The organism is Serratia sp. K1WW1 (assembly GCF_055790865.1).
The window spans coordinates 2917896-2932974 of record NZ_CM147697.1; the positions used below are offsets into that span (position 1 = coordinate 2917896).

A 15079-nucleotide genomic window follows, 5' to 3' on the forward strand; every position below is an offset into this window, starting at 1 on the left:
AGCTCCTTAAAGTGCCTGAATGCGGGCCCAGACGCGGTCATCTACCGGGATGCCATCGCGTTGATTTTCGGCGCGGACGTGCGGGAAGCGGTGGCCAGGCAAGCGGATGGCGACTTCTGGGTTATCACGCTCGGCGCTGGTAACGTAATCCATAATGCGCTGCAGTTTTTCATCACGGGTTTTGCCGTCGATCAGGCGGTCGATCTCAATGGCGATAAACACCTGCGAAATGCCGTATTCATCACGGTTATCTTCGGTAACTTCAGCGACCGATGAACCGCCAGAGAGCAGGGTAGCGATCATATCCAGCACGATCGACAGCGCAGACCCCTTCCAATAGCCCATCGGCAAGATACGCCGATTTTCCTCGATGGTGGCCGGATCGCGCGTCAGGTTGCCGTCGTTATCGAAACCGCCGTCTACCGCCAGTTTTTTGCCCGCCAGGCGATTCATTTCCAGTGCGCCGTAGGAGAACATCGACATCGACATATCTACCATGGTGATCGGGTTACTTGGCACGGCGACGATCAGCGGATTAGTGCCGATACGGCACTCTTTAGCCCCCCAAGGCGGCATGACGGCGATCGAATTGGTCCAGCAAATGCCGATATAGCCTTGCTCTGCAGCTTGCCAGCCGTAACCTCCGCCACGCATCCAGTGGTTGGCATTACGTAACGCCACCAGGCCAATCCCGTGTTGATCCGCCAACTGCATAGCACGATCCATCATCTTGCGGGCGGTCAGGTTGCCAATGCCCTGATGGGCATCCCACTGTTCGATCGCGCCTAACGACAGCAGCTTGCTCGGTTCGGCATCAGGCACGATATCACCTGCGTCCAACTGCTGAATGAAGCGTGGGAAGCGGTTGACCCCATGGGAATAGACGCCGCTTTCGGTGGTATCGGCAAACAGAGTGGCACACTCATCCGCCGTGGGTTCCGCCACTCCCCGTGCCAGCAACACGCGTTTGAATTGCTGCTTTAACTCGGTATAGCTCACTCTCATATTGCTTCTCCCTCATGGTGAACCGCATGTTTTGTGTTCTTTTAATTTCAATATACGAAATTGCATTTCAAATAAATGCTATACCCCTGTTGGGACGAAGTCAAAGCCGGAGAGCAGGAAATTATTCTGTTAAAACAGTTGGTTAAATTAATCCGGCGATTATGTGATCGGCAACACAGTTTGAGGGGTTTGGCGTGCTACAGACGTGACAAAGCAGGGAGAGGTGAACTCCCCCTGCGTGATGACCAGCCCATGATTACCCGCGGGTATTCAGGACAATGCGGTACAACGATGTGGTGGCGGTAATGTACAGTTCATTGCCCTCTGGCCCGCCGAAGGTGCAGTTGGACACACACTCCGGTACCGGGATTTTGCCAATCTGTTCCCCACGCGGATTAAAGATAATCACGCCGTCGGCACAGCTGCAAAACAGATTACCGGCACTATCCAGGCAGAAGCCGTCCGGGATCCCCGGAGTGACCTGCGCAAAATGCCTGCCAGCCTTCAACTCACGTCCTTCCACCTGATAGATCCGCAGTTCGCGACGCCCAAGGGTAGGGAAGTCGATAATCGACATATCCGCCACGTACAGCTGGCTTTCATCCGGCGAAAAGGCCAGGCCGTTGGGCCGTTGCAGATCGCTGGCGGCAATGTTCAATGAGCCATCACGGGGATCGAAGCAATACAGATAGCAGCCGACCACCTGGCTTTCCGACTTGTAGCCCTCTTCATCGCCGATGATGCCGTACGGCGGATCGGTAAACCATAATGTGCCGTCAGAGCGCACCACGATGTCGTTCGGTGAGTTGAAGCGTTTGCCGTCCACCCGGTCGACCAGCAGTTGGACACTGCCGTCGTGCTCGGTGCGGCTGATACCCCGCCGCCCATGTTCACAGCTGATGACACGCCCCTCGGCATCACGGGCGTTACCGTTGGCATAGTTGGATGCAGCTCGCCATACGCTGAGCTCGCCATTACGGGCCCAGCGGAACATGCGGTTGCCTTTCACATCGCTGAATACCACCGCATCCTGCTGTGGTAGCCATACCGGGCCTTCGGCCCAAACGGCGGGGGAACACAAACGTTCCAGTCGTTGTTCGATCATCTCAGCCTCCTGATTACTTCACACCCCAAATCGTTTTGTAATGCCCCTGATAGTCATTTTGTGGGTCATACATGTTATTTGGGCCACCGTCATTGGCGATGTTCTCGCGGGTGACCAGATGGGCCGGAGTCACGTAACCGGAAGGTGCCTGCTTGGCGAAGGCACGGTTAAACTCATCCAGCAACTGCCAGCCGTGCAGCTTCAGCGGCTCGGGCACGGTGGCAGACTGGCTGTCACCGGAACGAATGCGTTGATAGGCAGAAATAGAGCCGTCACCGGCCGAGATATTAAACGGCGCATTGCTGCCGCCTTTACCAGCAGTTTTCAGCGCTGGGGCCATAAAATCGAAATACAGATCGTTGATCGCCAGCGCGTACTGGAACTTGTCACCGTATTTCTGCAACAGGCTGAAGGTCATGGCTGGCATGCGGCTGGCTGTGTCTGCCAACGGGGTGTCGATAAACTCCACCAGCTTACAGCCGCTGCATTTGGCCACTTCTTCTTTCATCACGTTGGCCTTGTCCAGAGCGATTTGGTACAGCGAATCGGTAAAGATCAGCACGCTGGCCTGCCCACCGGATTTCACGACCGCGTACTGTGCGGCGATGCGTGCTACCTCATTGGAATCGGAAGTGACGTTATAAAACACATCGTATTTGGCGATGGGGCCGGGCTCCGGCACCGCGTGCCAGGCCGTCAGAACGATCCCCTGAGCCACCGCCTTTTTCAGCGGGATTTTAGCCACGTTAGGGTTCCAGCCGCCGATCACGATCCCGTCCGGCTTTTGGGCAATGGCCTGATTCAGCGACGACAGTTGGTCTTTCACCGAACCGCCACCGTCCAGCGTTTCCAACTGCCAGCCCGCCACCTTGGCCGCTTCGCTAAGCCCTTGTTGCACTCCTTGCACGCCGCCGTTTTTCATGTCGGAGGCAATAAAGATAATTTTCTTGTTCGCCTGCAACTGCGGCCCACTGGTAGGGCCATCCCATTGGGTACTGCTGGCCGTGGCTTTGGCTACCGCTGCCGTGGCCTGATCGAGATAGGCATCTGCCCAGGCCGGTGAGGTGGCCAACAGCAGAGTGGTGATCCCGGGCAAAATCCAACAATGTTTCATGGCTGTGCTCCTGATTAAGGATTGATCGCTTTTTGGTTGTTGTTATCGGCAGATGCCGCCTGACTGCGTTGTACTGCTTTCTGATTGAGTAACCGACGGCGTTGGGCATAGCCCGCCAGAGTGATGGACAGTAGCAGCGTCGCGCCGTTGAATAACGGTTCGACCCAGAACTCCCCACCAAACTGCTGGATCCCCGCGATGCCGATCGCCAGAATGGCAATGCCTACCACGGTGCCCCAGACGTTCACCCGCCCTGGGCGAATGGTGGTACTGCCAAGAAATGCGCCCACCAGGGCGGGTAACAGGTAATCCATCCCTACGCTGGCCTGGCCTACGCCCTGTTCGGCAGCGATCAGCACGCCGCTAAAACCGGTGAGCACGCTCGAGGCGATAAAGGCACCAATGGTGAATCGATTGACCGAAATACCGTTGAGCCGCGCCGCAGCCGGATTGCCGCCTACCGCATACATGCACCGGCCCAGCGGGGTATGTTCGGTGATCAGCCACAGGATGACGGCGACGATCAGCACGTAGAAGGCCACAATCGGGATCCCGGCAATCTCGGTGTGATGCAGGGCGATAAAGGCGTCGGGCAGGTCGCCGACAATCTGCCGCCCGCCGGAGTGCCACAGTGCCAACGCATAAAGCACGGTGCCTGAACCCAGGGTTGCCACGAAGCTGTCGATATCCGCCAGCGCCACCAGGATGCCATTAAGCAGGCCGTACAGCGCGGAAATGACAAGCACGGTCAGCACCGCCATCTGCCAGGAGAAGCCGTATTCCACCTGCAAGGTGATCGCCAGGATGTGCCACAGCACGATACCGAAACCGACGTTCAGGTCGATCTTGCCGACGATCATCGGAATGGTGGCCGCCAGTGCCAGCAGGGCGATCTTGGCCTTGCTGGAGAGGATCGCCTGTACCGTCAGCATCGAGGCGAACGACGGCGTGGTGAGCGAGAAGACGATCACCAGCGCAATGCACAGCAGCAGCAGGCCGTAGCGGGTGATGATTTGCATCAGCCATGGGCCAACGCCGTCCTGCCCCAGGCTGACGCGCTGTTCCAGCGCCGTTGATTTGACGGACGTTTTATTCGACATGGTATTCCTCCACAACGGCTTCCCCGGTGCTGGCCGAGGCCAACTCCAATAAATTGGCGAACGAGACCTGCTGGTTCTTCAACTCGCCCACCACTTTCCCCCGGTTAAACACCAGGGCGCGGTTACAGATATGCGCGATCTCCTCGAAATCGTTTGAGATCACCAATACCGCCACGCCGGCTGCCAGGGATTTATTTAACAGATGATAGATTTCGGCGCGGGCGCCCACGTCGACCCCGGCAGTGGGGTCTTCCAGGATCAGCAACGGTGCAGCAAGGTGCATCCAGCGGGCCATCACCACTTTTTGCTGATTCCCCCCGGACAGGGCGCTGATATCGATATTGACGTCCTTGGGCCGCACGTCGAACAGCTGCACCTTCCACCAACTGGCACCGATTTCGGCTCGGCGGCTATAGCGCGAGAACAGCTTATGGCCGCTGGCGCAGGGGTTGATAAACAGATTTTCCCGTACGCTCATCGACATCACCAGGCTTTCGCCGGTGCGATCGCCAGCGACAAGCGACACTCCACAGGCCATAGCCTGCTGCGGCGTGGTGGCTGAGTAAGGTTTATCGCGGAACTGGATTTCTCCGCTGTCTCGTTGGCGCAGGCCAAACAGCAGGCGGCCAATCTCCTCCTGGCCAGCGCCGCGCAGCCCGGCAAGAGCGAGCATTTCACCCGGCTGCAATTCAAAGCTGACCGGGCCGATATCCCCGACGCTGACGTTATGCAGTTGCAACACCGGTGGCTGGTGCTGCGGCAGCGGTTCACGCTGATCTTCCGCCATCGCTTCACCCACGATCATCTGCACCAGATCGCGCAGGGAATAATCGGCGGTATTGCCCCCGGCAACGTAGCGCCCGTCACGCATCACACAAACCCGATCGGCAATTTCAATCACCTCATCCAGGCGATGGGTGACGTAAATCATGCCGACCTTTTTGGCGCGCAGCCGGTTGATCACCGCGAACAGGTGGCGTACATCGTTGGCGGGTAGGGAAGCGGTAGGTTCATCCAGCACCAGCAGTTCGGCATTCACCGCCACCGCTCTGGCAATGGCCAGCAACGACTTCTCCGTGCGGGAAAGCTCAAATACGCGCGCGTCTGGGTCCAGGGCAATTCCCACATCCTGCAAGGCTTCCAGCGCACGGCGACGAATGGCACGCCAGTCGATCAGCCCGAAACGGCGGGGAAACCCCATCACCAGCGCCATGTTTTCCGCTACCGTCATCCATTCAATCAGGCCCAGATCCTGATGGATAAAGGCAATCGGCTGGCGGCTATCACTTTTAATCGCCGCCGCCGAGGCAATGCTGTTACCTTGAAAGTGGATGTCGCCGCCATCGCGGGGATACACTCCTGCCAGGACTTTGATCAACGTGGATTTACCCGCGCCGTTTTCTCCTAGTAGCGCCAGCACTTCTCCGGGCATCACCTGCAGGCTGACGTCGTTAACCGCGATGTTGCCGCCAAAACGCTTGACGATATGGCTGAGCGTAAGAATGGGTTGATCCGCATTGCCTTGAGTCATGTGATGCGCCCCTGTGTCGGTTCGCGCCATCAGCGCGATGCCAATAAGTGAACTTCTGCTGTTTAAATCAACCTTAAATTTCAACATGCGAAATCAGATTTCAAAAATGATATGCCTAACGTCGAGCTAAAGCAAAGCCGGGGCGGTTTTAATTCTCCTTAATAAACAATGGATTATTTTTAATTTTGTCAATTTGTGACGCACAACTCACTTATAAGGTTGCCGGAATGTTGCGGGTTTTAACCTCGCTACTGAAAATGATACGGCGTTCCAACTTCACCTGATGCGGCCCTTGGAGTAACATTCTCTCCTAGTAGGTCCGCTTCTTACGCCGTGGCAACGGCTGGCGGCTCAACAATGGAGAGATTTCGCTATGAGCCTGAAAGCTGTTGACGAAAAAGATGACAAAAAAGACAAACCCCTGGGCAGCCAAAGCCTGTTTCGTGGTTTGCAGCTGATTGAAATATTGAGCAATTTCCCTAATGGCTGCCCGCTGGCGCACCTGTCCGAACTGGCCGAGATGAACAAAAGCACCGTGCACCGCCTGTTACAAGGGCTGCATACCAGTGGCTATGTCACGCAGGCGCCTTCCCCAGGCAGTTACCGCCTGACCACCAAATTTATTTCTATTGGTCAAAAGGCGCTTTCCTCATTGAACATCATCCACGTGGCTGCGCCGCATTTGGAGCAGTTGAACCTGGAAGTGGGGGAAACGGTCAACTTCTCCAGCCGGGAAGACGATCACGTGATCCTGATCTACAAATTGGAACCGACCACCGGCATGATGCGCACCCGCGCTTATATCGGCCAGCATATGCCGCTGTACTGTTCGGCGATGGGTAAAATTTTCATGGCCTATGGCAAGAGCGACTATCCGGATCACTACTGGCAAACCCACCAGCAGGAGATCCAGGTGCTGACGCGTAATACCATTACCGAATTGCCGAAGATGTATGAGGAGTTGGCGGATATCCGCAAGCAGGGCGTGGCGATGGATCGCGAAGAAAACGAGCTCGGCGTGTCCTGCATTGCTGCCCCGGTATTCGATATTCAGCAACGGGTGCCTTATTCCGTTTCGGTTTCGCTGCCTACGGCCAAGCTGCAACAGGTTGGCGTGGAGTCGTTGATGAAACCGCTGCTGGAGACCACGCGGCGCATCTCTCAGGAATTGGGGTTTGTGACGCAGGGGTGATTTTGCTTAACAAGGCAGATCCCCTGACGTAGTTTGTGCTTAATTTAACAAGTTTTGCGCAACATTTGTGCAATCTAACACATCAGATCACAAAAAAGGGACACAATGAGTTATCTTATGTCCCGATTTCATCCCTTTAACGGATCCTAGACCCATATGATTATCAAACCTAAGGTTCGCGGCTTTATCTGCACCACCACTCATCCGGTCGGTTGTGAAGCCAATGTTCGTCGTCAGATTGCCTACACCAAGGCGCAGGGCAAGATTGCCAATGGCCCTAAACGTGTGCTGGTGATCGGTGCATCTACCGGTTATGGTCTGGCTTCCCGTATTGCCACCGCCTTTGGCAGCGACGCCGCCACCATCGGCGTATTCTTCGAGAAAGCGGGCAGCGAAAGCAAAACCGCCACCGCTGGCTGGTACAACTCGGCCGCTTTCGACAAAGCCGCTAAAGAAGCTGGCCTGTACGCGAAAAGCGTCAACGGTGATGCCTTCTCCAACGAATGCCGCGCCAAGGTAATTGAGCTGATCAAAGCCGACCTGGGCCAGATCGATTTGGTGGTTTACTCGCTGGCTTCGCCGGTGCGTAAAATGCCAGATACCGGCGAAGTAGTGCGTTCCGCGCTGAAGCCAATCGGTGAGGTTTACACCACCACCGCTATCGACACCAACAAAGACCAAATCATCACCGCTACGGTTGAACCGGCGAGCGAAGAAGAGATCCAGAACACCATCACCGTGATGGGCGGCCAGGATTGGGAACTGTGGATGTCGGCGTTGGAAGAAGCGGGCGTGCTGGCCGAAGGTGCCAAGTCCGTTGCTTACTCCTATATCGGTACCGACCTGACCTGGCCAATCTACTGGCACGGTACGCTGGGCCGCGCCAAAGAAGATTTGGATCGCGCAGCTACCGCTATCCGTGGCGATCTGGCTGCCAAGGGCGGCACCGCTCACGTTGCCGTGCTGAAGTCCGTGGTCACCCAGGCTTCTTCGGCCATTCCGGTAATGCCGCTGTATATCTCCATGGCTTTCAAGATCATGAAAGAGAAGGGCATTCACGAAGGCTGCATGGAACAGGTTTCCCGTTTGATGCACACCCGTCTGTACGGCGAAGAGATGCCGCTGGACGATCATGCCCGTATCCGTATGGATGACTGGGAACTGCGTGATGATGTGCAGCAGGCCTGCCGCGATCTGTGGCCGTCAATCACTTCGGAAAATCTGAGTGAACTGACCGATTACACCGGCTACAAGCAGGAGTTCCTGCGCCTGTTCGGTTTTGGTCTGGAAGAAGTGGATTATGACGCGGACGTTAATCCAGACGTACGTTTCGATGTGGTAGAGCTTTAATTTCCTACCCCAGAATGTCAAACAGGGCCCAATTGGGCCCTGTTTGTTTTATAACGCACCGAAATCAATCCTCATCGTCGTGCTCGTCGTCTTCATCCATCACGATCGGGCAGTCGAAGTCATCCGGCTTGAGCACCAGCAGGTCACATTTCAGATGGTCGATCACCTGTTCCGCGGTATTGCCGATAAACGCGGCAGAAATACCGGTGCGGCCCAAGCTACCTAACACCACCACGCCCGCTTGCAAATGCTCGGCCAAATCCGGGATCACTTCCTCCGGCAGGCCTTTCTCCACGTGGGTGAATTCTTCGTTGATGTGGAATTTTTGTCTTAACGCCTTCATGGCGATCAGGTGCTGCCCGCGGATCGCATCGTTATAGATGCTGGGGTCAAAATCGGGCAGTTCGATGGCGATATTGATCGGGGTAACCGGGTAGGCACCCACCAGGTGCACTTCGGTTTGATCGACGTTTTGCGCCAGTTCGAGCGTTTCTTTCACCAGCCGGATATTGAGTGGGTCATGATAAGGCTCTTCGCTGGAGAGATTAACCGCCACCAACGCTTTACCCCCTTCAGGCCAGGGTTGGTCTTTCACCATCCACACCGGGCAAGGGCATTTGCGCAGCAGATGCCAGTCTGTCGGGGTGAAGATCACCGATTCCAGCCTGTCGTGCTGATGGGCCATTTTCAACAGCAAATCGTGCTTGCCGCTCAGCACTTCCTGAATGATCGCCTCATAGGGGCGATTGTGCCACACCACTTTGATTTCAATGGGGACGCCATCTTCAAGATAGAAGCGGCATTGCTCTTTAATCCACGCCGCCCGTTGGCTAATCACCCCTTGCCGCATCGCCGTTCTTTCGTCAGGGGAAAGCAGGGTGGTCATTTCGTAAGAGAAATCATAGATAGGAAGGAAGGCCTTAATCCGCCCGCCGTTCCGCTTGATCAGGTAAACTGCCCGGCGCAGCGCCGGTTGATCGTCCTGATTGGGGTCAATAGCCACCAGTAGATTCTGATACTTCGCCATAGGGCCTCCTTACAGCTGTAGATCAACAGTCTGTTCACATACAGAGTAACCCAACATTGAAAAACAGAACAGCGGCAGAGGGGGCTGGGCCAACAATTTCAGCGAATTATTGGCCCAGTAGGGGATCAGGCACTTACGGAGACGTTGATGCGTGCGGCACCTGCCAGTTGTGACAGGGCTTCAGCGTTTTCGATGGTGATGTATTTGCCTTTCACGCTGAGGATTTCGCTTTTCTGGAAACGCCCCAACAGGCGGCTGATGGTTTCCACCGTCAGACCCAGATAGTTGCCGATATCGCCACGGGTCATGGTCAAACGGAACTCACGCGGTGAGAAGCCACGTTCGGCAAAGCGGTGCGACAGGTTATAGACGAAAGCGGCCAGGCGCTCTTCGGCGTTCTTCTTCGACAGCAGCAGGATCATATCCTGGTCGCCTTTGATCTCACCGCTCATCAAACGCATGATTTGCTGGCGCAGATTAGGCATTTTGCCCGAGAGATCGTCCAGCGTTTCAAACGGGATTTCACAGACCATGGAGGTTTCCAGCGCCTGAGCGAAGCTTGGGTGCTTCAGGCCACCGATGGCGTCAAAGCCCACCAGATCGCCCGCCAGGTGGAAGCCGGTAATTTGTTCGTCACCCTGTTCGGTGATGGTGTAGCTTTTGATGGTCCCGGAGCGGATGGCGTACAGTGATTTCAGTTCGTCACCGGCTTTAAACAGCGTTTGGCCTTTCTGGATCGGCTTTTTCCTCTCGATGATGTTGTCGAGTTGGTCCAGCTCATGCGTATTCAGCGTAAAAGGAATACACAATTGGCTGATGCTACAGTCTTGGCAATGGATCGCACAACCACCAGACTGGATACGACGAATCACGCGTTTTTCCGGGATCATAGATTAAGCTCACGCAATAATTGATATGAGTCAATTTTAACATCTTTTGCGGCAGGTGATAAGTACAGCAAGAACAACAATGGCGACATTTTGTGTTATTTTTAAACAGGTCTCTTGCTCATCATTCCGTAGCATACTGATGTTTAGTGATTTATTGACTTCGGAAAAGCCTGGCTGATATTGATTAAAACCATATGAAAAACGAATAAATCTCGCATTATCATCGGCTTTTTGCGATTAGTCTTAGTGTTTGCAGGGGGATTAATGGGCGGATAGCTTTCATCCGTGATGGTCACGTAGGTTAACGAGTAAATATTTCTATACCAAGCTGTGCGGTGAATAAGCCCGCCAGTTATTGTGGTACTGTGCAGCAGCGAATAGGCGCAGCATGCTGCGCCTACCTTTAAAATCAGGCACTATTTTTAGCCAAAGCGTCATTAGCCGGAACATAGCGCGGGACGTTGTTATGTCCTGGCTGGTCGACTTTGACGATCAGCGTCAACACCGCCGCCACCAGATACAAACCGGTATACACCCACACCACGCCTTCAATATCAAAGAAGGGCAGCACTATAGAGGCGATGGCCGGGGCCGCGAAGTTGCTCAGGCCAGCGGAAAGGTTATAGATCGAGATAGCTGCGCCTTTGTGGTTGGGTTCCAGTACCGGGAACACGGCGGTCATGGGGACGAAGGCCGCAACGGTGATCCCAAGCATGACTGCTGGCACCAGCGCGATCCAGAAGTTATGGCCAAAATATACCGGCAGGTAGTAAAACGCCAGGCTGGAGATGGCGCAACCGATGCAGCCAAACCAGCGCACCTGGCGCAGCCAACCGATTTTCTCCCCCAGAATGCCCCACATGATGTTGGTGAAGATGGTGACAAAGAAGAACACCGCCCAAATTTGCAGCCACTCGGACATGCTAAAGCCCAGCCGGCCTACGTACAGCATCGGCATAATCACCGCAAAGCCAAACAGCGACAGCGTGTTGATGATGCGGATCAGGCAGGAGAGGAAGATATTGCGGTTGGTGAACAGGATCGTCACCGCGCGAGAAAGCTCTTTGAGTTTCTCCTGCGGTGACAGATCGGCCTTGGAACTGGCCTCACCCACGTTGCGCAGCAGGAACATCGCCATCAAACCACCGGCAGCCACCCACACAATGGCAAACCACAGGGTGCCGGTTTCGCCCATCAACGGAATGGTAAAGCTGGGCAGATAACTGCCGACACAGCCGATGCCGATCGAGTACATTGCCCAGAACCAGCCCATCGCGGAAGAGAGCTGCTGTTTAGGGACGTTCTGTACCACCAACATCACAAACGAATAGATAAACAGCGGATAGGCCAGGCCACGAATGCCGTAAAACAGCAACATCAACGGGTAGTTACGCATCCCCAGGCCAAACAGCATAAACAGCACGTGCATCACCAGCCACAGGATAAAGCCGATGCGCATGGCTTTTTGTGGCGTGATGATTTCGGCCACCACGCCGGAGCTCCAGGCCGCCAGCGCCGCTGCCAGGCCATACACGGTAAACACCAGCGCCGACTGTGCCGGTGTGAACCCCATATCGGTGATGTGTTTAGACAGAAAAGCCATCTCAAAGCCGTCGCCGCTCATGAAAATGGCGATGGCGATGTAGCCCCAGAACAGGTTCATCGGCAGGCCGAACCAGTGTTTATGTGTTTGTGGCATAGCAAACTCCAGGATAAGTGTAGGGTACAGTCTTATTATTTTTTACCGCGCCGGGATCATGCCCGGCGCAGGGCCAATTGTTGTTGATAGAGCTGACGGTAGGTAGCCAGACGTTCCGCGAGCAGAGGTTGGCGTTCGCCGTCCGGTAGGAAGCGCCGATCGATGGCGGGTTTGTGGCAAACCTGCTCCACCGTTCCACCCGCCGCCAGCCATCCCAACCGCGCCGCGCCCAAAGCGCCACCGGCTTCGCCGCCAAGATGGGTGACCACCGGCAGATTGAGCACGTCGGCCATCAGTTGCGCCCAATGTTCGCTACGGGCGCCGCCGCCAATCAGTGAGCATTGCTCCAGTCGGGTCCCCGCCTGCGAAAGCACCTCAAGGCCGTCCGCCATGCCGAATGCCACGCCTTCCAGTACCGCATAGCCCATTGCCGCACGCTGATGGCTGTGGGTCAGGCCGTGGAACGCACCGGTCGCCAACGGATCGTTGTGCGGCGTCCGTTCGCCGGACAGGTAGGGCAAAAAGACCGGGGCCAGGCGCTGTTCCGCCAGGTTCATCTGGGCGATTTCGGCCAACAGCGTGGGTTCATTGCTGCCCACCAATTGGCAGAACCAGCGCAGGGCACTGGCGGCGGTAAGCATCACGCTCATCTGATGCCAGCGCTCAGGCAAGGCATGGCAAAACGCATGGACGGCGGATTGTGGATTGGGGCGGAAGCGATCGTTAACGGCGAACAGCACGCCGGAGGTCCCCAGCGAGATAAATGCATCGCCTGGATTAACCGCGCCAATGCCCACCGCGCTGGCTGCGTTATCTCCACCGCCACCGGCAATGATAATATTGTCAGCAAGGCCCCAGGAGCGGGCAATATCGCCTTTCAACTGGCCGGAGACTTCGCTGCCTTCTACCAGACGAGGCATCTGATCGCGGTTGAGGCCACAGGCGGCAAGCAAGGAATCTGACCAGTCCCGCTTGCCGACGTCGAGCCACAGCGTACCCGCCGCGTCCGACATATCCGAAACCTTGTCGCCACTCATCATCCAGCGTAGGAAGTCCTTGGGCAGCAGCACGGTGGCGATTTGCGCGAAGATATCTGGTTCATGCTTGGCAACCCATAACAGCTTGGGTGCGGTGAAACCCGGCATCGCCAGGTTACCGGCAATGTCATGCAACTCTGGTGCGTTCTGCGTCAACTGTTTGCATTGTTCGGCGCTGCGAGTGTCATTCCATAAAATCGCCGGGCGCAAAACCTGATTATCACGGTTGAGCAGAACCGCACCGTGCATCTGGCCGGAAAGCCCAAGCGAGCGGATCTGCGGCCATTGTTGTGGAATTTTGGCGCGTAAACGGCTCACCACTGCCTGCGTTGCTCGCCACCAATCGGCCGGATCCTGCTCTGCCCAGTGAGGATGCGGGCGTTGTACTTCCAGCGGTTCACCGGCGCTGGCGATCAGAGTGCCGTGGTCATCAATCACCACGGCTTTGATTTCTGAGGTGCCTAAATCGAGTCCTAGATACATGGTTCGCTCCCTTTATTGCGCCAGCCAGTGGTTAACCCGATCGATGGATTGGCGCAGCAGTTGGCTAAAGGCACTGCTGTGAGCCAAGGTGCTGAATAATTTCTCATCTGAGGCAAATACTGCCACCGGATCGGCCGCTTCGAACATCTGGTGGACTGCGGCGGCGTCCAGAATGCCGTCCTGATATTCATAAGGCAGTTGGCCTTGGTGCCAGCGCTGCATAAAGACAAAGAACAGAGCAGGCAGCATGGCCGTGGCTTTCGGCTCCTGACCGCGCTGATAACACTCTTGCAGCGTTGGGGTAATGAAACCGGGGATTTTGGAAAAACCGTCGGCGGCGACGCGCTGGTTGGTATCGCGAATATAGGGGTTGCTAAAGCGTTCCAGAACCACGTCACGGTAGGCGGCCAAGTCGAGCGGGCTAGGCGTCAGGGAAGGAATCACGTCCTGGGTCACATAATTATAAGCCAACTGGTGGATGCCCGGGGTGCCGGTGCTTTCATGAATAAAGCTTTGGCCAATCAGCGTACCGGCCCAGGCAATGCAGCTATGGCTGGCGTTGAGGATGCGGATCTTGGCTTCTTCATAGGGCAGCACTGATTCAACCATTTCGACGCCGACGTTTTCCAACGCTGGCCGCCCATTGATGAAATCATCTTCGATCACCCATTGGATAAAGGCTTCCCCCATTACTGGCGCACGGTCCTGGAAGCCGGTGGCTTCGGCAACGCGCTCGGCAACTTCTGGCGCTGGCCGTGGCGTGATGCGGTCAACCATGGTGTTGGGGCAGCGGGTGTGGCTATCGATCCAGGCGATCAGCTCTGGCTCTTTACGCAGCTGTAGGAACTGCATCAGGCCGTGACGGAAGCGTTCACCGTTGTGGCGCAGGTTATCGCAGTTCAATAACGTGACAGGGTCACCATTTAGCTGCTTTCTGCGTGCCAGCAGCTGTGCCATGGTGCCGTAAATGGTGCGACAGGCGCCCAGCAGATCGGCCTGAATATCGGCGTTAGCGCGATCCAGGTTGAACTGGTTATCCAGATAATAGCCACCTTCGGTGACGGTGAAGGAAATGACGCGGGTTTCTGGTTTGGCCCCCTGCGCGGTCAACGCAGCCAGTTCGTTATCCCAGGGAATGACCTTGCTGATGGAGGTAATGGTTTCGTACTGGCGAACGCCCTGTGGGGTGACGGTCTCCAGCACGTATTGGCCTTGTTGCTCAGCCAGCGTATCCAGTAACGGCGTGGCGTCATCGCGAATGTTGGCAAGCGCAATCGACCAGCGGCTATCGCCCGCTGCAATCAGGCGATGTAAATACCAGGCCTGATGAGCACGATGGAAAGATCCGGCGCCGATATGCAGCCAAATGGCCTGAGAAGAGTTCACTGGTTTGCTCATAACGTTCTCCACTAAAGGTTATTTTAGGGCATTCGCCCTTATATTGGGCATTTGCTCCATTAATGGCGATAGAGTAAATAAACTTTTGCCCTTTAAATGGGCTTTAGCTCACAAATGTGCAAATCGGCCTCTGCGGGCAGGTGGAATG

The 15079-nt window shown here is 55.7% G+C and carries 12 protein-coding genes; 2 read left to right on the top strand and 10 right to left on the bottom strand.

Annotated elements, in window-relative coordinates; translation table 11 throughout:
- Window positions 1-6 precede the first annotated feature (6 nt).
- From yiaK to ACX9GU_RS13315, 5 genes are all read right to left on the bottom strand, one after another.
- Window positions 7-1005 carry a 3-dehydro-L-gulonate 2-dehydrogenase gene (gene yiaK / locus ACX9GU_RS13295; RefSeq protein ID WP_473195059.1) on the bottom strand — a complete coding sequence of 333 codons (999 nt, stop codon included), beginning with the start codon at window positions 1003-1005 and terminating at the stop codon, window positions 7-9.
- A gap of 256 nt (window positions 1006-1261) precedes the next feature.
- Window positions 1262-2110, bottom strand: a complete 849-nt coding sequence (locus ACX9GU_RS13300) for an SMP-30/gluconolactonase/LRE family protein (RefSeq protein ID WP_473195060.1) — start codon at window positions 2108-2110, stop codon at window positions 1262-1264.
- Window positions 2111-2123: 13 nt separating this feature from the next.
- On the bottom strand, window positions 2124-3224 hold the full coding sequence (locus ACX9GU_RS13305) for an ABC transporter substrate-binding protein (protein ID WP_021806488.1): 1101 nt from the start codon (window positions 3222-3224) through the stop codon (window positions 2124-2126).
- A gap of 14 nt (window positions 3225-3238) precedes the next feature.
- Window positions 3239-4324 carry an ABC transporter permease gene (locus tag ACX9GU_RS13310; protein WP_059200894.1) on the bottom strand — a complete coding sequence of 362 codons (1086 nt, stop codon included), beginning with the start codon at window positions 4322-4324 and terminating at the stop codon, window positions 3239-3241.
- Entirely contained in the window at window positions 4314-5855 is a 1542-nt protein-coding gene (locus tag ACX9GU_RS13315; protein ID WP_418337510.1) for a sugar ABC transporter ATP-binding protein, read from the bottom strand. Before ACX9GU_RS13315 ends, ACX9GU_RS13310 begins: the two co-directional genes overlap by 11 nt.
- A gap of 373 nt (window positions 5856-6228) precedes the next feature.
- On the opposite strand from ACX9GU_RS13315, the gene ACX9GU_RS13320 reads away from it, so the two are divergent.
- Both ACX9GU_RS13320 and fabV read left to right on the top strand, forming a co-directional pair.
- Window positions 6229-7047, top strand: coding sequence for an IclR family transcriptional regulator (locus tag ACX9GU_RS13320; RefSeq protein WP_473195061.1), 819 nt, complete (start codon window positions 6229-6231; stop codon window positions 7045-7047).
- Between the two features lie 156 nt (window positions 7048-7203).
- A complete protein-coding gene (gene fabV, locus ACX9GU_RS13325) occupies window positions 7204-8397 on the top strand; it encodes an enoyl-ACP reductase FabV (protein ID WP_021177880.1) in 1194 nt (397 codons plus the stop codon).
- Window positions 8398-8461: 64 nt separating this feature from the next.
- On the opposite strand, the gene uspE is transcribed toward fabV, so the two are convergent.
- The 5 genes from uspE to dalD form a co-directional block, all read right to left on the bottom strand.
- Window positions 8462-9424, bottom strand: a complete 963-nt coding sequence (uspE, locus tag ACX9GU_RS13330; protein WP_024486035.1) for a universal stress protein UspE — start codon at window positions 9422-9424, stop codon at window positions 8462-8464.
- Between the two features lie 125 nt (window positions 9425-9549).
- A complete protein-coding gene (locus ACX9GU_RS13335) occupies window positions 9550-10314 on the bottom strand; it encodes an FNR family transcription factor (RefSeq protein WP_473195062.1) in 765 nt (254 codons plus the stop codon).
- Window positions 10315-10723: 409 nt separating this feature from the next.
- On the bottom strand, window positions 10724-12013 hold the full coding sequence (locus tag ACX9GU_RS13340) for an MFS transporter (protein WP_473195063.1): 1290 nt from the start codon (window positions 12011-12013) through the stop codon (window positions 10724-10726).
- A gap of 56 nt (window positions 12014-12069) precedes the next feature.
- Window positions 12070-13533 carry a xylulokinase gene (xylB, locus tag ACX9GU_RS13345; protein WP_473195064.1) on the bottom strand — a complete coding sequence of 488 codons (1464 nt, stop codon included), beginning with the start codon at window positions 13531-13533 and terminating at the stop codon, window positions 12070-12072.
- 12 nt (window positions 13534-13545) lie between these two features.
- Complete coding sequence (gene dalD / locus ACX9GU_RS13350; RefSeq protein WP_473195065.1) at window positions 13546-14931, bottom strand: D-arabinitol 4-dehydrogenase; 1386 nt, start codon at window positions 14929-14931, stop codon at window positions 13546-13548.
- Window positions 14932-15079: the final 148 nt, after the last annotated feature.